This window comes from Saccharicrinis carchari (assembly GCF_900182605.1).
GTDB classification, from domain to species: Bacteria; Bacteroidota; Bacteroidia; order Bacteroidales; family Marinilabiliaceae; genus Saccharicrinis; species Saccharicrinis carchari.
The window spans coordinates 904,862-925,239 of sequence record NZ_FXTB01000001.1 but is presented as its reverse complement, the minus strand read 5'-3'; the positions used below and the strand labels follow the sequence as shown (position 1 = coordinate 925,239).

The 20,378-nt window shown below is 44.9% G+C and carries 10 protein-coding genes; all 10 read left to right on the top strand.

The window, feature by feature from the left end:
- The first annotated feature begins 9 nt into the window (after nt 1-9).
- The 10 genes from FN809_RS03270 (at nt 10) to FN809_RS03225 (ending at nt 20,230) form a co-directional block, all read left to right on the top strand.
- Complete coding sequence (locus FN809_RS03270; RefSeq protein ID WP_185957419.1) at nt 10-1,617, top strand: RagB/SusD family nutrient uptake outer membrane protein; 1,608 nt, start codon at nt 10-12, stop codon at nt 1,615-1,617.
- 443 nt (nt 1,618-2,060) lie between these two features.
- Entirely contained in the window at nt 2,061-5,189 is a 3,129-nt protein-coding gene (locus FN809_RS03265) for a SusC/RagA family TonB-linked outer membrane protein (protein WP_185957418.1), read from the top strand.
- A gap of 11 nt (nt 5,190-5,200) precedes the next feature.
- Nucleotides 5,201-6,778 carry a SusD/RagB family nutrient-binding outer membrane lipoprotein gene (locus FN809_RS03260; protein WP_142532024.1) on the top strand — a complete coding sequence of 526 codons (1,578 nt, stop codon included), beginning with the start codon at nt 5,201-5,203 and terminating at the stop codon, nt 6,776-6,778.
- Nucleotides 6,779-6,808: 30 nt separating this feature from the next.
- Complete coding sequence (locus FN809_RS03255; RefSeq protein WP_142532023.1) at nt 6,809-7,651, top strand: hypothetical protein; 843 nt, start codon at nt 6,809-6,811, stop codon at nt 7,649-7,651.
- A gap of 25 nt (nt 7,652-7,676) precedes the next feature.
- Nucleotides 7,677-9,347 carry a PKD domain-containing protein gene (locus tag FN809_RS03250; RefSeq protein ID WP_142532022.1) on the top strand — a complete coding sequence of 557 codons (1,671 nt, stop codon included), beginning with the start codon at nt 7,677-7,679 and terminating at the stop codon, nt 9,345-9,347.
- A gap of 227 nt (nt 9,348-9,574) precedes the next feature.
- Nucleotides 9,575-12,028, top strand: coding sequence for a phosphodiester glycosidase family protein (locus FN809_RS03245; protein ID WP_142532021.1), 2,454 nt, complete (start codon nt 9,575-9,577; stop codon nt 12,026-12,028).
- Nucleotides 12,029-12,070: 42 nt separating this feature from the next.
- Nucleotides 12,071-14,866 (top strand): family 10 glycosylhydrolase, encoded by a 2,796-nt coding sequence (locus FN809_RS03240; protein ID WP_142532020.1) that lies wholly within the window; start codon nt 12,071-12,073, stop codon nt 14,864-14,866.
- Nucleotides 14,867-15,164: 298 nt separating this feature from the next.
- On the top strand, nt 15,165-16,112 hold the full coding sequence (locus FN809_RS03235) for a TolB family protein (protein ID WP_142532019.1): 948 nt from the start codon (nt 15,165-15,167) through the stop codon (nt 16,110-16,112).
- A gap of 141 nt (nt 16,113-16,253) precedes the next feature.
- Nucleotides 16,254-18,761, top strand: a complete 2,508-nt coding sequence (locus FN809_RS03230; RefSeq protein ID WP_142532018.1) for an Ig-like domain-containing protein — start codon at nt 16,254-16,256, stop codon at nt 18,759-18,761.
- A gap of 92 nt (nt 18,762-18,853) precedes the next feature.
- On the top strand, nt 18,854-20,230 hold the full coding sequence (locus FN809_RS03225; RefSeq protein ID WP_142532017.1) for a T9SS type A sorting domain-containing protein: 1,377 nt from the start codon (nt 18,854-18,856) through the stop codon (nt 20,228-20,230).
- Nucleotides 20,231-20,378: the final 148 nt, after the last annotated feature.

Here is a 20,378-nt window from a genome sequence, read left to right as displayed (position 1 = left end):
ATGAAAAAGATGAAGAATATATTTATAATAGCACTGCTCGCTCTTGTTTTGGGAGCTTGTAGTGAGGATTTTCTGGATACCGTAAAAATTGGTGAGCAGACCAAAGATAGTTTTTATGCCAACGACTCCGATTTGTTAAAGGCTGCAAATGCTTGTTATTCGCCTTTGTGGGAGTACCATTATAATTGGGGACGCACCACTTTTGGCAATTCTACCACCGACGATGCTGTGGATAGAGAGGATCTTAAAATGAGGGAGTTTACTTTTAATTCCACCGCATTTTTATTTACCTATAATTACAGATACAACTATAGGGGTATATTAATGGCTAATCAGCTGTTAGAAAAAGTGGAAGGCGTGGATATTCCAGGCGTGAAGAATAAAGACCTCCAGAAGCGAGTAGTGGGCGAAGCAAAATTTTTACGTGCTTATTATTACTACGATATGGTGAAAAATTTTGGTGGCGTACCCTTGGTTTTAAAAGCCTTAATTCTGGAAGAATTGAATGAAACCAGAGCCACTGCTTCTGTAATATATCAGCAAATAGAAAAGGATTTGAAAGAGGCGGCCGCAGTACTTCCCAAAAAATCGGAGTATAATCCTGATAAAGACATGGGACGCATCACTAAAGGAGCCGCACTGGCTTTGCTGGTTAAAGTATGTGTGTCGCAGGCCAGTCCGGGTTATGCTACACAGGAGTTTTATAATACCGCAAAATGGGAGGAAGCTAAAACACACGCCGAAGCCTTGTTTGCATTGGGCGAGTACGATTTATATATGGGCAATTACCGCGATATGTTTACCGAAGAAGGAGAAAATGGAGTTGAGTCTATTTTCGAGGTGCAATTCTACGATTCCCCCAAGGACGACGGCGCTTTTACCAATAACGGTAACTTTACCACATTCCTGAACATGCCGTGGCTGGGTGCCGGCGATCCTTATGGAAGATATCAGGCCACCTATGATTTATATTTAGCCTTCGAGAACGGCGACCCGCGTAGAGACGCATCCTTGATTAACTCCCTGCAGTTTGCCGATCAATGGGTAGATACAGACGGAACCGTGCCCACGGTAAACGAGGACTTAACAGGGTTTAGTAATTACAAACATTACTTGTCGCGCGAAAGATATTTTGCTATGGGTAATACACGTAATTCGCCTGTAAATGAGCGTATCATACGTCTTTCGGATATTTATCTGCTTTATGCCGAGGCTTGTTACCATACCGGCGAGGAAGGGAATGCACGCATCTACCTCGAAAAAGTACGTGAAAGAGCGCGTAACGGGAATGCCTCTGTATTGCCGGAGGTAACCGCCGGTGGACAGGCCTTACTCGATGCCATTTATCACGAACGTAGGGTGGAGCTTTGCGGCGAAGGACATCGTTTCCACGACTTAGTGCGGACAGGCAGATTGGTGAAAGAACTGAAAACAGATGGCTATAAAGTAAAGGCTGCCCTGGCTCGTAATGGCGATGGCACCTATACAGTATCCGATTCCGGGGAGCCTATCTTTAAGGCTACTGCTCTTGAAATGCCTAAGAACATGTTCTTCCCACTTCCACAAAGCGAGGTGGATAACTCGGGGGGATTGATTGTGCAAAACGATGGTTATTAAGAGTATTAGATTTTAAATAAAAAAAAGCTGTCTTGGTAACGAGACAGCTTTTTTTATGCCTGAATAAACATCCGGCTTTATATTTTTTGTGCACACGGGGTAGATCCGGGGATGTAAATAAATTCACAAATCATGCCTAACTAAAAACATCGTTCAAACAATTTGCTCGTTCCCAATTGAGGTGAGTTTTAATGTAAATGGCATGAATGCTTGAATATGTATGATGTATTTTTAAAGCGTATGCCTACACTTAAATAAGCCAGTTATAGTGTTGCCAAAGGTTAATAAGTGTAAGGAGATTAGAGGAAAGATAAAAAAATAAATAAAAAAAGCGTTTAATGTTAAAAAAACAAAATAAAATTAATAAATTTGATTCGTGTTAACATGTCATACATGTTTTAAATGAAAGTATATAGCGATAAATGGTTAACAATAATAATGAGATGGAACAAAAATTTAAAATTATGCTCAATTATCGGTTACAAAAAATGGCCGGGTTTTTTTTGCTGTTCAGCTTCGCTTTGTTAGTGCTTCCGCAAAGTGGGTGGGCAAATGATAAGAGAGAACCTAAAGGCCCGCTTGGCAATGTAATGCTTGAACAATCTCATCAGGTCACTACCATTTTGGTTAAAGGTAAAGTGATAGATCTATCCGGTATGGCGGTACCGGGGGTTAACATCCTCGAAAAAGGTACCACCAACGGCGCTATAACTAATTTCGACGGCGAGTATGCTTTGGAAGTGTCATCCGCAGCTACCTTGGTTTTTTCGTTTATAGGATTTCAAACACAGGAAGTGCAGGTAGCCGGCAGAGAACGTATTGACATTGTACTTAGTGCTGAAACTTTAGGACTGGACGAAGTGGTGGTTACAGCTATGGGGGTTGTGGCCGAAAAGAAAAATCTGAATTTTGCGGTACAGGCGGTTAACGCGGAGGAATTAACCCGTGACAAGCAGTCCAATTTTGTGGATGCCCTCCAGGGGCGGGTGGCCGGTGTTGAAATTTCCGGAGCGGGTGGATCGCCAAGTGCCAACTCCCAAATTGTTATCCGGGGGGTTTCCTCCATCGATCCGGGGATGGGCAATGAACCCATATTTATACTCAACGGTATGCATGTTTCCGGTGGCGCCTCTAAAGCGGCCGAAATAAATCCCAATGATATCGAAAATGTAACGATACTTAAAGGAGCAGCTGCAGCGGCACTTTACGGATCGGAGGCTGCCAACGGCGCTATTATGATAACCACCAAATCGGGTAAGGCCGGGGCGGTAAAAGTTTCCCTGAACAGTACCGTGCAAATAGACAGAGCCACAAGGGTGCCCGAATTGCAAAGCACATACCTGCGAGGAGGGCTTGGGGTATATCGCCACGAATCCAAAGGCGGTTGGGGGCCCATGAAACCGGCCGGAACAACCACCTTTGATAATGTGGAGAACTATCTCGAAAACGGTATCTATCAAAAATACGATCTGTCTGTATCGGGAGGAAGCGAAAAATTTACCACCTACGCATCGGCATCCTACAGCGACCATACCGGTATTGTGCCCGAGGATTACCTAAAACGTTTTACCGTGCTGCTCAAATCGGACTATGACATACGCAAAAATCTATCGCTGGGCTTGATGGCGAACATCAGTAACAGAGAATCCAGAGGTGCCGGTTCCATGGGTAGCATATATAGTTGGCCCATCGACAACGATATGTTGAATTATAAAAATGCGGATGGATCCATAAGGTGGTTGTACGTAAACCCCAACAACAGGTACGACTCCCCGCTTAATCCGTTCTGGTCGAGGTATGAGGATTCCGGTAAAAGTGAATCTTACAGAACACTCCTTCAGGGTACCATAAAGTGGAGCCCCATTAAAAACTTGGATTTGACGGGTCGTATAGGCTATGATTTAACCAACTCGGAAGGGCTGTATACCACTACCCCGCGATGGGGATTACCCGAGGGACGGGATCAGCCTACAGCCGAGGACTTACCCCACCTGGGCTCTATGTCACAATCCGATGGTAAGGGCACTGTACTCAACTTTGGCGGACTAGCTCAATATAAGTATGTTGTAAATGAGGATTTTACTTTTGACTTGTTGGCGGGTGTCGATTTTAAAAGATCGCAAGGTCGGTCTACCGGTTTCAAAGGATACCATTTTAAAACACCGGGCTTGGAGAGTTTTAGCAACCTAAGCACCATCCTGCAAGAAGATATCTACCTTAACAGAAGCCGAAAGGACATATATGGTATTTTCGGGGAGTTAAAACTGGATTACAGGGGTATTGCCCACGTAGGGGTTACCGGCCGTAACGATGTGTCTTCTACCCTTGCTGAGGACAAGAATTCCTATTTTTATCCCTCCTACAGCGGTGGTTTTATTTTCACCGAGTTGCTGAATATCAATTCTAATCTCATCAGTTTTGGTAAAATCAGAGCCAACTGGGCCAAGGTGGGCAAGGATACCAACCCTTACAAGCAACATAACTACTTTAAGGCATGGCCGCAGCACCCCGACGAGGGTTATGGTGTGGATCCGGTCAGCAGTGGGAACCCTTTCCTCGACCCGGAGTTTACAACATCCTGGGAGGTAGGTGCCGACTTTAGGTTGTTCAACGATAAAACACGTTTAGACTTTGCCTATTATTCCACTTTTGTAGACGGACAGATTGTTACCGTAAGGGTGAGCCCCACAACCGGCAATATTTTGCAAACGCGTAACGAGGGCGATATATCCAATAAAGGGGTGGAGATAACCTGGAACCAGAAAATACTTAGCAGCGGAAGGTTCTCGTGGTACAGCACTACTAACTTTGCGCACAATGACGGAACGGTGGGTGATTTGCCCGGCGACGTAAAGGAAATATATCATTATGCGGGGCAGGTGGGTACCATCCGCCCGGCCTCCTACGAGCATGGGCCCATCTTCGGAGTTTCAGGCAAAGATTATTTGCGTAACGACGCCGGCCAGGTGATCGTGGGCCAAGACGGTATCCCATTAATTAATAGCAGTAGTTCTTTGTTGATTGCCAATCGGGAAGCCGATTTTACCATCGGGTTCGAAAATACCTGGCAGTACGCCAATTGGTCGCTTTCTGCACTAATAAGCATGCGTAAGGGGGGCGATGTGGTCAATGGTACCAAGTCGAGCCTGCTGAGCAGCGGTATGGCCAAAACACTCGAGGATTACCGGAACCGGCAAATTGTGGTAAAAGGCGTTGTGGAACAGCCCGATGGTAGCTATGTGCCCAACACCAAACCCGTAGTTTTCGATCAGTTGTATTATTCTAATTATTATGCGCCCGTGGGCACCAACTTTATCGAGGACGGCTCCCTGGTGAGGCTGGCAAATCTTACTCTGGCCTACGATATAAGCCATCTCTCAAAACAAATTGGGATAAGCCACTTAAAGCTATCGGTAAGTGGGCGTAATTTATTTTTATGGACTAACTATTCCGGTTCCGACCCCATCGTTAATTACACGGGTAATTCGGGTGGCGCCGGTACCTATGGTGTCGATTATTTGAGGACGCCCAACACCCGGTCTTTATCTTTTAACATCAGTGCAAATTTTTAATATAGCCAACAATGAAGTATTTAAATTATATAGTGGTTTTAATTGTCGCGCTGGGTCCATTAACCTCTTGTGATGATTTTTTGGGCGACAACCTGGATCCCGATCGCCCTGTGGAAGTGTCAATGGATTTGGTAATGCCTACGGTGCTGTTTTATGCGGTATTGCAGAACTACGACCATAGCGAGTACGGCACTTATCTGAGCCAGTGTCTTACCACGGCAGGCCGAAGCCAAACAGGGGCCTATGCCTATCGCAGTGGCTGGGAGTTTATGGGCATGAACCGTCATCCGCAATGGCGCCGTCATTTTTTCGATGTGGGATCCAACGCCAATAATGTGGTTCGTTACGCCCAGGCAGATGGTTCTGTTAACTACCTTGCCGTTACGCGCTTAATCAGATTGCTGTCGGTACAACAAACAACGGATATTTTTGGCGATATGCCTTTAACAACGGCTTATACCGAAAACCCGGTATATGAATCACAAGAGAGTATATACGAATGGATGGAGAACGAGGCGGAGGAGCTGATTGCCTTGTTTGCATCCTCTGATGTGCTTAAGGCATCCAATCAGCCTATGACAAAAAAGCAAGACAGGATTTATGGAGGCGACATGGCCAAGTGGAAACAACTGGCCTATGCCGTAAAAGCCCGTATATTGTTGCGAAACTTACCCAATATCAATACCAATGCCGACATTTGCAACCGGATTATTGTGGCCGGCGAAAATGCACTGAACGGATGGGTTGATCCTAACTACAAGTTCGACGGTGGCAATAGTGTAGAGAAAAATTGCTTTTGGGGAAGAACCAATCGCCCGGTAAACAGCTGGGAAAGCAGAGCCAATGACCTGGATGGCGCAATACCCTCGAAATTTCTGATGGAAAACATGTTGATGTACGATCCACAATCAGAAACCTCGCCGGATCCCAGATTGAAGTATTTGATGAAGGCAAGAGGCGACGAAGGAAAAGGTATTGATACTACTTACCGCTATCTCGAAAACAATATAGGTATGCCGGCAACACATCAAATTAACTGGTATCCGGAGTTCTATGACAAAAGCCTTACCACCGATACCTCTACCATCTGCTTGCTCACCAAGGGCGAACTCCATTTTATTGTAGCCGAGGCAGCCTATTGGGCCGGCGATAAAACCAAAGCACTCGATCACATGAAGATGGGTACCCGTTATCATATGAATCGTATGGGGGTGCCTGCGACCGTTATCGATGCGTACATGCTGAACTCATCGGTGGTGCCTGGTACGGCTAACTTAAACCTGAGCCATATTATGCGCGAAAAATATATAGCCATGTACCTGCAACCCGAGCAATGGAACGATCTGCGAAGGTATGCCTACAGTAACGAGGGTAACGGAATCCAGTATGATGAACGTGCTATATATCCGGGCTTGAACCGTCCGCATAATTTATACGAAGCCTATTGGGGCGACGAAAATACCTGGATTCAACGGCTTAATTACGATCCCGAGACGGAAGAAAAATACAATCGTACCCAGTTGGAGAAATTGGGTGCTTTCCGTAACCCTGAATGGTTAAAGAAACCAATGATATGGGGGCGGCAGTAAGGGGCTGGTAAACGATAAAAAAGTATAAAAATGAAACAGAAAATAAAATATTTTGGAGAGCTGATTGCCGTTTTATTGTTGCTTAATGCATGCGAAATCAATGATCCCATAGGCGACGTAGTGCGCACGGGGAATTTTGCTGCCAACGTGTATTACGAAGTGCCCAATACCAACAGCAAGGCAGGGGCAATGGTCGATTTTTATGCCGAGTACTGGTCTGTGGACGACCAATTTAAAGCCTTGGGGCTTTGGTACGGCATCGAAACGGAGTTTAAGTTTGATATTATATCCGGCATAAATAATTTCAGCTTCACTTTAGATTCGATGCTGGAGGCTCGTGTACCGGAGATGATACAAGCATTTGATCATCATGCCGATAACTACGATCCGGATAAAAGGGCGTATGTTATCAATGGATCATTCCCCATTAGTTTTACTTTGTCGCAGGTTCAGGTCGAAAATCCCTTAGAATACAATCAGCAACAAATAGACAAGTTTTTTCCCCCTTCGGTTATCGATGCCTTTTATGCCGGTTTGTTTGCTTCTATGGACTATGAGCTGCTAAAAGATGTGCTGGTGGTAAGGTTTGAGTTGACTGACGAAGATACTTTTGATACGAATTTTGACACGGTGGAAGAAACCGATCCGGTTACGGGAGAGGTAATCAGCACAAAGGTGGTGAAGGAAGGCTCGGGTTCCGTATTGCTCGGGTGGTTGCGGCAAGTGGAATTGAAAGAGTTGGTTTACGACCCTATCGATTTTAAGTACAAAGCAAATTATACCAAGTCGTACAAACTGATCTCAAAGTTTGGGGTGGTAAATGGCAATGACATCCTCAATTTTTCCGAGGAGAAGATAATTTCGGTAAATTAGTAAATAACGGATAAAAGATGATACGATGAAAAATTTATATAAAACATTGTACTTGATGCTGATGATTGCCACCCTGGTGGGATATAACGCTTGCGAAAATGATATTAAAACGGAGGAGTTTGCAAGCGAAGGGGTTGATTTTACCTATACATCCAGCTCAATCCATTATGTGATAGGAGAGGAAATAAATTTTATCAACAAATCGATCCTGGGTACCAGCTTCGAGTGGGATTTTGGCGACGGTGGGAGTTCGACAGAAAGGGATCCTGTATACAAATATACCGAACCTGGTAATTATAAGGTAAAGTTAATAGTTGATGGGGGGGAGTATCAAGCTCAAAAAAACATCATGATTAGCGATATAGTACCAGTGGTTACTTTTTCTTCAACTGACCCATCTATTGTCTATAAACAGTCGGAGGTGTCCTTTGATGTACAGATACTCAATCCGGAAAACCTCAAAGTGAGTTATCAGTGGACCTTCCCAAGAGGTACGCAGGGCGAAGCGATAGACGATAATTTTAACTCCAGTGCTAAATCACCTACCGTAACCTTTGGCACCATAGGGAGCCAGAAAGTGGCTTTGGCAGTTAAGCTGGGCGAAAAGAATCTGGACCCTATTAATGTGAACGTATCCGTAAATTACGACAAGCCGGTTAAAACCCTATACTACGCTGTAAAAGAAGGAAACATAATGGCATCGAAACTAATTGATGGTATTGATCCTGCCCTAAACGGAGCTTTTGATATGGGCTTTAGGTCCGGTAAGCATCCGCTTTCCTTGCAGTTTAGCGGCGATCGTTTATATGTTTTTGATGCCGGTACTTTTACCGGTTATGTGGGGGCAGATTTTTTTGCTACCGCAGGCGATGGCGAAATATTTGCCATACCGGTTGATGGCTCCGGTAAAGAGAATATTATTAATAATTTTGGAGGTAATACCTTCCTGGATTTTTATTATGGTTATATCGATGAGGAGGCCGGACAGATATACTGGTCCGATCGCCGCAACGGGGTGATGAAGATTCCTATAAGCACCCGTAATTCCAAACTGGTACGCCAGGCCGATAGCGGACAGCCCGAAGGTGCAGAGCCTTATGTGTTCCAGAATACCTGGCTGGGATATTATGGCAATGGTATCTCCTGGGGTAATCAAAACGGCCCCTTCTTAAAAGCCAACGGCCTTTGGTGGTGGGGTAAGCATACCCTGGGAGCCGGCGTATTCCGGTTCGAAGAGGCAGATATACTGGGTCGCGACAGGGTAGAGTCCGATCCTGTTCCGGCGGCCGGAAGAATACTCTCCAACAGACAAATACGCGGCATGGTATTCGACGAGGCGAACCAGGTGCTTTATTACTCCGACCAGGCAGCGTTCAGGGTGCGTCGTTACATCTTGTCCGAAGAAAGGGACAGAACTATCATGAATTACCGAAGCATCGACAATACGGATGGTGAAGGCGGTGTGGAAGCCTTGTTTGTGACCGGCATGGCCATCGACGGCGAGTATCTTTATTGGGCCTATCGTGGCCCCGAGGTACCCGAAGGTGTCGATCCCGAAACATTTTATACGGAAAATCCGATGTATCGTTCGGGTATTAAAAGAGTACCTTTGGCCGATCCTGTTTCTGCTAATATTGAATATTATATAGAAGGCGTAGAAGCCTATGGTATTGCCATAGACCAAACCTTGCGTTAAGCAATAGCAATTTTTAATTTGGGGGAGGGAAAAATAAAATATCCCTTCCTCCGAGTGATTAAAATAGCTTCCCGCCTATTTAAACATTGGGTGGCGGGATGTGCTTCGCCCCAGATGGCTAACCTCTTTCCGCCGAAATTAAACTAAAAGAGGCGGGATGTCGCTTCGCTCCATATCCCTTCTCTATTGGTCTCTTAGCTAAAAACCTCAAATCTTAAAATCTCACCATGAAACACATTCTACTCTTTATCTTATCTCTGTTTTTCGTATTTCAAATTGGTACTACCCAGGACAGTCTGTTTTTTCTCGGTGCCAAACAACGGGTAGATACCGTTATATTTAAACATGATGTGGGTTTGGGCAGCATGTACACCTCCTATCGTTTCCCGGATGTGCCGCTCAATGTACATGTAACCGAAATTGACCTAAGCAATCCCTACCTAAAAGTGCTGTCCAACTTGAGCCACGATTCGCTTCGCAACCTGGAAGCTCCTTCTAAAATGGCCATCCGGAAAACCCGGCCGGGACACCGTGTCGTGGCGGCTATCAACGGCGATTTTTATACCACATCAGGTTTAGATATCGGCTTGCCGGTCAATGGTCATGCTACAAACGGACAGCTGGCTAAAAAACCGCATACGAGTCGCTCTGTGGTGGCTTTTGATTTTGATAAACACCCCTTTATTAATGTATTGGCTTATCAGGGGAACTTAAAATATAAGGGACAAGATATTCCGATTGATAATGTGAATGCAGCACGTGGTACCAACCAATTGATTCTATTCAACCAGTTTAACGGAAGTACAACCAAAACGAACAATTACGGTACCGAAGTAGTGTTAGAACTGAAAAACGGAAGCTGGGCCATTAACGACAGGGTGACGTTAACCGTTAAAGAAATAATAGTAGGTAAGGGTTCTAACACCCTGATGCCCGGAGAGGCAATATTATCTGGGCACGGAACTGCCAAGGCATTGCTCGACGGTATGTCGGTTGGCGAAACCTTGGAAATTGATATAGACCTTAGCATTAAGGGTGGCGGTACTTTACCGCCAATAAAAAACATGATTGGGGGTAATCGGCAAATTTTGATCGATGGCACAATAAATCCGGATGATTGGCCACAATTGCATCCAAGGACTTCCCTAGGGTACTCTGCGGATAAAAATACACTTTACCTGATTATGGTCGAAGGTCGTTCTGCAGAATCCATGGGGGTTACAACCAAACAATTGGCAGAACTGCAGCTGTTATCGGGTGCCGCCAATGCCATTAATTTGGATGGTGGAGGTTCATCTTCCATGGTTGTACATAACCAGGTGGCCAATGTGTCCTCCGATGGTTCGGAGAGGCGCGTGGCCAATGCGCTGTTGTTTATTTCCGAAGCACCCCTGGCACCGGCGGCGGATTTTAGCCTGAATGCCCATTATGTCAGGGTACCCTTCGGAAATAAATATCAGTTAAATGCAAGTACGTATAACCAATATGGCGATGTGGTGGACTACCGAAATGCCTCCGGTATAACTTATCAGGTAGAAGGCGCTATTGGCTCGGTTGATGCCAATGGATTGTTTACTGCCACGGGTTCCGGTAGCGGGAAAATAATTGCACAGTGGCAAGGTAAAACAGAAACGGTTTGGGTTAAGGTGCTGCCTGCATCCGGCCTCTCCTTTTCGTTGGACAATCTCACTATCGATCACCTGAATGAGTATAAGTTTGAGGTTTATGGAGCAGATAAAGATGGCGTAAAATATTTGGTCAGTAATGATTTGCTCATGTTTGAATCCCTGGATCCAGGCATTGGTACAGTAGATGCCAACGGTGTTTTTAGAGGCCTGCAGGATGGCGTGGTAAGTATTAGGGTAGCCACCCAGGACCAAAGCTTTGAGGATTTTTGTACGGTTCATGTAGAGGTGGGCAGAGGCCATATCATGATAGATGATTTTTCGGATCCATCCTTATGGACTGTTACAAGCAGTTGGCTTAACGATGTTACCTTATCGCGCGTGATGCATGAAACGTTGGGAGAAGAGATGCTTGAAGTAGCGTACACCATGACGTACGCCCGAAGGACAGCATACATCAACCTGTCGCGCCGGATGCAGCTTTATGGCATGCCCGATTCCTTGTTGCTCGAAGCAACGGGTAATGGTTACAAAGCATCGTTCATCATGTCGCTCGACCATCCTGCAGGAATATCCTCCATACCGTCGTTCGTTGGTAGCGATAAGCAAGTGTTTAAATCACCTATACGGGTGGGCGATATCCAACAGGTCGATTATCCCTTGTTTTTTAAAGATTTGAGGTTGACCGTAGAAAAAGACCCCGCTTATGTAAAGGGCGAAACCTACCAGAGTGCTTTCTATCTTAAAGCGCTCAAGGTGACCTATCCCGAAGCGGATCCGGGCACAGCAATACCAACTGTTAATAAGTCGCAGCCATATCTGATTTATCCTAACCCTATCCGGGATGGTGTTTACATAGCTGGCGTAAAGGATATGGGTTTGGTTAATTTAAATGTTTATAAAATAAGCGGTCAGCTTGTTTTAACCCGACAAATACATTTTGGCAACAATTCGGCACCAGCCTATATCAATCTAAATATGCTCCACAAGGGAATGTACATGTATTCGATACTTGGGAAGCACGGAAAAATCAACGGAAAACTGCTTAAGAAATAGGAAGAACAATATTAATTAATACTAACAATAACACTTTTGAAAATGAACATATTTCGCACTGTGGCTCTGTTTTTGGGTTTAATTTTACTGTTTAATTTGGATGTTAAGGCAGGCGATTCGCCTAAGCGCGAAATGCGCTCGGCTTGGTTGACCACGGTTTGGGGCTTGGACTGGCCCTCAACAAAGATTCCGGTTACCGGTTCGCAAACCTATTACATTAATCAGCAAAAAAGTCATCTGATAACTATTTTAAACCGTTTAGCGTCATCCAACATCAATGCCATTAACTTTCAGATACGGTCCGAATGCGATGCTATGTACCCATCAACTTATGAACCTTGGTCGGCACATTTAATAACAGACCGCCGAATGAATTCGGATTTCACCTTGGATTATGATCCCCTGCAATTTGTGATAGATGAATGTCATAAACGGGGCATTGAGGTGCATGCCTGGATGAACCCCTACAGGTTCGAATCAACAGTGGGGAAATATGCCGGAAAGGCCGGTGACTACCGCCAAAGCCACCCCGAATGGGTGTTGGAATACTCTGGCGGCGGTGCTATCCTCGATCCCGGAAATCCGGACGTGCGCCAACGTATCGTGGACATCGTTAAAGAGGTGGTGCAAAATTACGATGTAGATGGTGTGGTATTTGACGATTACTTCTATGCTTATGGGGGAACGCCAACTGCCTTGGATCAGTATTCGCAAAATTTATATAAGCCGATAGGCATGGATCTGCACGATTGGCGGCGGGCCAATGTAAATGAAATGGTGGCCGATGTTTATGCGACCATTCAAACCGTAAAACCGTGGGTAACATTCGGATTGTCTCCTTTTGGGATATGGACCACCGACCAAAATGTGGCCGCCGCGCGCGGCATAACGCTGCCCGAGGGTATTACTGGTATGAACGCTTATGCCTCCATTTATTGCGATCCGGTGGCCTGGTTGGAGAAGGGTACGGTGGATTATGTGTCGCCGCAGTTGTACTGGCCTACAACCAGTAGCGGGCAGGATTATAAAAAGCTGGCTCCCTGGTGGTCCGACCTCTCCACCAGATTCAAGCGTCATTTTTATTCCAGCCACAGCTTGTCGGGCCTCGAACCTTCTAATTATGCGGCATTGGGTAAATTAAAATCTACTTCAGCGGACTTTTCATTTCTCAAGGGCCTGTCCATGATCGAATATATGGCACAAGCAGAGGACGCAAGCCTTAAAGCGGCACCCACCGAGTGGGGACTGCAAATTTATTGGAACCGTATATCCGACAAAAACGATGCACCGGGAAGCGTATTCTTCCGGGCGGCTCAGTTTTCAACGCAAGGTTTTACCAATTATCTTACGGCCAACGAATTTCAGTACAAATCATTGCCTCCGGCCATCCATTGGAAATCGTATGTAGAAAAAAGTGTGCCCAACAACCTAAGGCTCGAAGGCAATGTTTTTAAATGGGATTGTGTAGAAACCAATGAGCGCTACGTAGTTTATGCCATACCCAACGAGCAGGTAAATAATCCCATGGCCTTTAGCACTAACCATCACTTGTTGGGCATTTCGTACGATAAAAATTTCGACTTATCCGAATATACTGATCTGATGGATACGCATACTTTTGGTGTGGCAGTGATGGATAGGTTTGGGAATGAGTTTACACCTGCCTTGATGGGGCATACGCCGCTGTCAAATGTGGCTGCAGAGCTTTCGTATCCGGCAGACATGTCTGCTGCTTTTCTTCCCTTTTCTTTTAGCTGGACACCAGTGGAAGGTGCTGTTGGTTATGTATTTGAGCTGGCATCGGATAATGGATTTGAACAAGTGATATGTAGAAGGGAGATACCCGCCGCCACTTTTTCAGCCGAAAATATTTCTTTAGCAGAAGGCAATACCTATTATTGGAGGGTACGAACCCGGATGGTGGGTACAGCAGATGCCGTTTCTGCAACCCGATCCTTTGAGCTTGTTTCGCCACCCAAACCCGTTATTCTCCAGCCCTTAGCCAATGCCGCGGAGGTTGATCTAAGACCTATTATCGAATGGGAATCATTTGGCACGGATTATAATTATCATATTCAGATCGCTACAAACAATTCCTTTACAAATAATGTATTGGATTTAGAAAGTGTACAAGGATTACAATATCAAGTACCCGGTGGTACTTTAGTTTCTTATGCCACCTATTACTTGCGGGTTTCAGCCTCCAAAGATGATTTTACCTCCGTTTGGTCCCAGGTGCGCTCATTCTCAACGATACAGAGCCCTGCCTCGGTTCCTGTGTTTATTTCGCCGCAAAACGGTGCAGACCTAGAAGGGAATAGTGTGCAGGTAATTTGGGAAGACGATGAACTGGCTTCAGGTTTTAGGATAGAATTGTCGCCGGTAGCTACCTTTCCGTTTACCAATATAAAGGTAAAAACCGTGGAGGCCAATATCTATACCGTAACCTTCGATAACCTGGAAGAGGGTAATTACTATCTGAGGGCAAGAGCCCATTATGGATACAATTCTAAAACAGATTGGTCTGCCGCAACTACATTTTCGTTGTTAACAACAGATATCCACACGCATGGTAAATTGGTTTATGCACTTTCTTGTCCAACCTATTTGATGGAGGGCGAAACTCATGTGGTTTATGAGTTGCCTTCCGGATCATTTGTTCAATTGTATCTAACCGATCTTACCGGTCATACAATAATGAAATGGCAGCTGGGTAATAAGCCGGAGGGCAGACATAACCTTTTGATTCCCTCAGCTAATCTCAGCAAAGGCCTGTACCTTCTGACTATTGATTCAGATTTTGGTAGAAAAACACTAAAGGTGATTAAAAGGATGTAGTACAAGTGTTTCTTTAGCATATTGTTGAAAATGAGTGTTTATGTTTAGTATGCTGTAGCTTATATCTTATCATACATTTACTTTGTAGCTTTTCTATGAATATGGATAAGTTTTTGAATAATTTGGACTATACCATAATATTAGTTTGTGTAAGTATCAATAATTCAAAGAATTATTCTTTTTAAATTATGTGTAAAAAATTGTAAAGAAAGTCTGGAGATTGTATAATTACTTTATTATATTTGTATGACAACTATTGGAAAATTTATAAATCTTTACTCATTTAAATACGATTCCAATGAAGAAAAATTACCTTTTACTTTTAACGCTTAGCTTCATTGTATCCGCCGCCTTTGGGCAACCACGTATTGTGGACGAGCCCGTGAAAATTCTTTTTTCTGATGAAGTATCATACATGAATGCCGTTTGGTCGCCGGATGGCCAAATGATTGCTTTTTCGGGTGATAAGCACAATGGAATATGGGTGGTTGACGCTGATGGAAAAAATCTGACTAAGCTTACTTCCGACCCGGGCGCCGGCTTTGGTTTCTCCTGGTCACTCGATAGTAAGTTTATCCTGGCTCGCTCTGTTTTTTCACAGGGTTTTCGAAAGTATCACAACGTAAAGCTTTATGATGTACGTGTGGGTACGGAACACCTTATATTAGAAAAGTCGCGTAATTTAAAAGGTTTACCTGTGTTTAGCAATGGCGATGGCCTTGTGGCCATGATGCTGGGTAAAAACATGGAAAAAAAATCATCGGGTATACCAGCGCTAAAAAATACTGGTACACCACAAAAGGAAGCTATTTTATTCAGTGGTGCCCTTATGCCAGTGCTGGCATCATCTAAGGTGCCTGTGGAGGTTAAATTTCCCGAATTTAAAGGCCGTTATGTCTTCAATAGTGCCATATCTCCGGCTGGTAACAAAGTGGTGTTTCAAGTGAGTGGTCTGGGATTGTACGTGGCCGATGTAAGTGGTCAAAACCTTAAAAAACTGGGTAAGGGCGAGCAGGCTAGCTGGACTCCTGATGGAATATATATAGTGGTTACTATGGTGGATGACGATGGATCCAGAATAACCTCCGGCAAGCTATACACAGTTAACGTGCAAACGGGCGAATATATGCCCCTGCTTGATAAAGAAGATATGGTAGCCATGAACCCGGATATATCCAGCGACGGAAAATATCTATTATTTGAGAACTCACTCGATGGAGCTATTTATAAAGCCCGTTTGAAGTAGAGGTAGGATGTGACGCTTGGCTGCTAATAGTTGAAACGTAGCCCGGACTCTTGAGCGAAACACACAAATAATTAATCTGTGCCCCTGGCCGGACCTGAACAAAGCGTTCGTAAGTTGGTGCATACAAATAAGATATTAAAAATGAAACAAGTTATACCATCACTTTTTTTTATAACTATAGCACTCTGTTCTTTTAATTTAAAAGCGCAGGAAGCACCCATTATTGGGTTGAGCGACTGGTCACTTTTTATCGATCCCGGTCATGATAAAACCGGCAATATGGGATTGTACAATTACTCCGAAGCGGAAAAAGTGCTGCGCGTGGCTTGGGCCTTACGGGATATGTTAGAGCAACAAACCGATATCTCACAAGTATTTTTATCCCGGCTAAGCGATCAGGATGAAATTACATTGGCGGCCCGGACTGATTTGGCCAACACATTGGGCGCCGACTTTTATTACTCTATACACAGCGATGCCGGATCGCCTTCGGTTAACAGTACTTTAATGTTGCATGGGGGCTGGACCAACAATGGGGTAACCGTTGAAAAGGAGCCCAACGGGGGCAAGGCGCTGGGCGATATCCTTGATGCAGATCTCTCGGGTGTTATGCGAATCGACACCCGGGGCAACTGGGCCGACAGGAATTTTTACCTGAGAGGTGAATATCACCACGACAATCAATTTCCTTACCTTGCCGTGAACAGACGCACCAATATGGCATCTTTGTTAAGTGAGGCGGGTTTTCACACCAATCCCGGACAGCAACAAAAAAACCTCAATGCCGAATGGAAGAAACTGGAAGCTTTGTCTGCATTCCGTTCCATCCTGGAGTGGGGCGGCATCGATAGGCCTGCCATAGGCGTTGCCACCGGAATTATTACGGATGCAGACAGTGGCCTGCCTATCAATGGAGTTACGGTAAGCATTGCCGACAAACAATATACTACTGACACCTACGAATCCTTGTTTAACCAGTACTCTAACGACCCTGAGGAACTCCGAAACGGTTTTTACTTCATAGAAGGCTTAACGCCCGGAGCAGATGTTGAGGTGGTTTTTACCGCTGATAATCACGAAACCAAAAGTATGATGCTTCATGTGGATTCCAACCCGAATGGACGTACTCACGAAAATCTGAGTTTTCTCGATGTTCAATTAACAAGCACTATTCCACCTTTGGTATCCGGGGTGGAGCCTTCTAACGAGTTAGGGATGCTTAAACCCGGTACCAAATTGCAGTTTACCTTTAGCCGGCAGATGGATAAAACTTCCGTGGAGTCGGCCATTACGCTCAGCGATGCACTGGTAGGGCTCACTTATAATTGGCAGAACGATTTTACCCTTGAGGTGAGTATGAGCGGATTGGAATTTGTTACCCAATATACACTCACGATAGACGGAAGCATTGCAAAAAATACTTTAACTGATCAGTTCCTCGATGGGGATGCAGATGGGATAGCGGGTGGTAATTACCAATTGGTATTCACCACTTCTGCCGAAGATACCGATGCCCCTGTGCTGATGGATTCCTGGCCTGCAACAGATGCGGCCATAACGGAATTGCGACCCATCCTGCGTTTGGTTTATGACGAAGAACTTAACGACGCGTCCGTGGGTGCCGATGCCGTCAGCCTAAAACTGATGCCTTCGGAGGACATGGTTACGGGTCAGGTAACGCATAAAGTGGTGAACGGGCAGAGTGTAATCCACTTTTTCCCTGCCATCGATTTAAACCAGGAAGCCACTTATCAAGTTGATGTGGCCGCTGGGCTTGCCGATTTTTACGGCAATACAACGGAAGCATTCAGCTATAGTTTTTCGCTGCCTAGCATTGCTCCACGTAGCATCAACCTTATCGATCCGTTTGATGGCACTATCTCTGGCTGGTGGCAACCCCAACAGTCCGGTTCTACCGCTGGTATCATAACCGAAGAAACCGATCGCAGCTATGATGCTTCCGTGGCCAACCTTTCGGAGGGTAGCCAGGGAAGTATGCGTTTCAACTATAGTTGGGATATGGATGTCGGTGCACCCTACATACGGCTCTATCTGCACCCCGATGCTGCACAAAATACAAATAGATACAATATCGAAGATTTATTGCAGGTATATGTTTTTGGCGATGGGTCCAATACCGAGTTCCGCTTTATGGCTCGCGATGGCGACCAAAAGTATGAGGCCAGTCCCTGGTATTCCATAGATTGGATGGGTTGGAAATTGATTTCCTGGGATTTGAGTAACGATCCGGTGTATGCCTGGGTAAATGGAAACGGCGTGCTGGATGGTACCGATTTTCGTTTGGATGGCTTTCATTTCCGATATGTAACGGGAGGTGCGCAAAAAGGTACTTTATATTTCGATCAGTTTAGATTCCTTGCACCCGATAACGGTACTTCCGTTCCACAGTTAAATGGTGATGCAGAGATTAAACTTTTCCCCAACCCGGTACAAAATATACTCAATATACATGCGGATGAACCCATAAAAACAGTGCGTATCCATTCTATCTCCGGGCAATTGATGATGATGGAGCATATGGGCTCGGACAAAGCTACGCTGAATGTGGAGCGTTTGCCTGCAGGTGTATATTTGGTGGAGGTTTACACCAGAAGTGGACGAAGCTACGCTAAAATTCAAGTAAAATAAATGTATGGGCAGGAGGGCTCTGTTTTCCTGCCCGTATCTATCAATTATATTATTGTTGTATTCATGTTTTGTTTAACCTAAAATTAATTGTCATGAAAAACTTTACTCTTTTGTTAACAGGGCTGTTTTTAACCTTTACAGCTTTTGCACAGACCCCCATGGTCGAGAAAGTATGGGATCATAGTAAACAAAGTAATGCGACTTGGGATCCGGTGGAAGAAGAATGGATACCGGGAGATGCACCCGCATGGATGGGAGGAACAACAGAGCGTGGAATGACCCACATGGATGGTAAGATCTATATTGCATCCAGAAATGGTGGCAACAAGATTGTTGTTTTGGATGCGGCCACAGGTCTCGAAATTCCGTCAGAAACTATTACTTTGGCACCAGAAGATGTTTCTGGTGGAACTTTGCCCATCAACAGTATTGCCGTTACCGAGTCGGGTAAGATTATTATTACGAGTTTGGCTGGCAACACCCAGTCTGTTGATGCAGAATCTGGTGAGCCCAATGGCCATTTTAGGGCTTATATGGTAGATCCGGACAATGGAAATGCCGTTACCCCATTATTTATGTGGCACAATGTGGGCGATGCAGTTTATCCTGGAATGCGACTAGGTGATGGTATGAATTTTTACGGCGACATTGCCGATGGTAAAAATGGTTATTTGATTACCGCTGCTGCAAGCGATAAGTTTGTACTGCGCTGGGATTTTGTGAATGGCGTTGTTGTTGCCGAACCAACCATCATTGAACTGTTAGAGTCCGTGCCCGCACCGGCCGAGGGAGCCCCTGTAAGCTTGGGGATTGCGCCCCAATTATTCCCAATAAATGAAACTACCTTTATGGTTGACGGACATGGAACACAACCTATGGTTTTCGATATGGATGGTAATATGCTGGCCAGCTTTACCGGGGAGGTGACTACGCAGCAGGAAGGTGTTTCAGGTGGTAGTTGGTTTCAGTTCAAGGATCGCGACTTTGTGTTTGCCCCTACAACCAACTGGGCTGGTACACCTTTAAACGCTTTTGAATTATTTGAATTGCCCGGTGGTAGTTTTGAGGCAGCCGTTTCCCTGGGTATCATACCTGCCTTAGGTATGGGTTCCGAAAAAAACACTTCCTTTTCTTATCCGGTTGCTGTGGATGTTCAGCCTGAGCAAGTGCTATTGTTTATGATGGTAGCCAACAACGGTATTGCTTGTTATAAGCTTACGATGGATCCGGGCACTTCCGTAGGCGGTGAGTTGGCTGCGGATAAATTTGTGGTAAATAACCCGGCAACGGGAGTGGTAAGATTCAATACCGAAATGGCAAAAGTAAATCTTTACGACCTATCGGGCAGGTTAATTCATTCGATAAACAATGCCAATGAAATTAACGTGGACGGATTAAAAGGACTGTATGTGATTTCAGGAGTTAAAGCCAACGGCCAAACCGTAAAACAAAAAGTAATGGTTAAGTAATTTTTTGTAATTGATACTAAAAGGCTGCCTTAATATTCGGCAGCCTTTTTTATGACCCGACAGCGTACGTAGCCTTTGTTGACGTCACACCTAAGTCTTATTGTCTCTTCCGCTATGGCAGAACAGGTTGTGTTGATACTTTTATCTT

Excerpts from the sequence above, each read along its gene's own strand:
- FN809_RS03270 (WP_185957419.1), top strand. The coding sequence starts at position 10 with ATGAAGAATATATTTATAATAGCACTGCTCGCTCTTGTTTTGGGAGCT.
- FN809_RS03265 (WP_185957418.1), top strand. The coding sequence starts at position 2,061 with ATGGAACAAAAATTTAAAATTATGCTCAATTATCGGTTACAAAAAATG.
- FN809_RS03260 (WP_142532024.1), top strand. The coding sequence starts at position 5,201 with ATGAAGTATTTAAATTATATAGTGGTTTTAATTGTCGCGCTGGGTCCA.
- FN809_RS03255 (WP_142532023.1), top strand. The coding sequence starts at position 6,809 with ATGAAACAGAAAATAAAATATTTTGGAGAGCTGATTGCCGTTTTATTG.
- FN809_RS03250 (WP_142532022.1), top strand. The coding sequence starts at position 7,677 with ATGAAAAATTTATATAAAACATTGTACTTGATGCTGATGATTGCCACC.
- FN809_RS03245 (WP_142532021.1), top strand. The coding sequence starts at position 9,575 with ATGAAACACATTCTACTCTTTATCTTATCTCTGTTTTTCGTATTTCAA.
- FN809_RS03240 (WP_142532020.1), top strand. The coding sequence starts at position 12,071 with ATGAACATATTTCGCACTGTGGCTCTGTTTTTGGGTTTAATTTTACTG.
- FN809_RS03235 (WP_142532019.1), top strand. The coding sequence starts at position 15,165 with ATGAAGAAAAATTACCTTTTACTTTTAACGCTTAGCTTCATTGTATCC.
- FN809_RS03230 (WP_142532018.1), top strand. The coding sequence starts at position 16,254 with ATGAAACAAGTTATACCATCACTTTTTTTTATAACTATAGCACTCTGT.
- FN809_RS03225 (WP_142532017.1), top strand. The coding sequence starts at position 18,854 with ATGAAAAACTTTACTCTTTTGTTAACAGGGCTGTTTTTAACCTTTACA.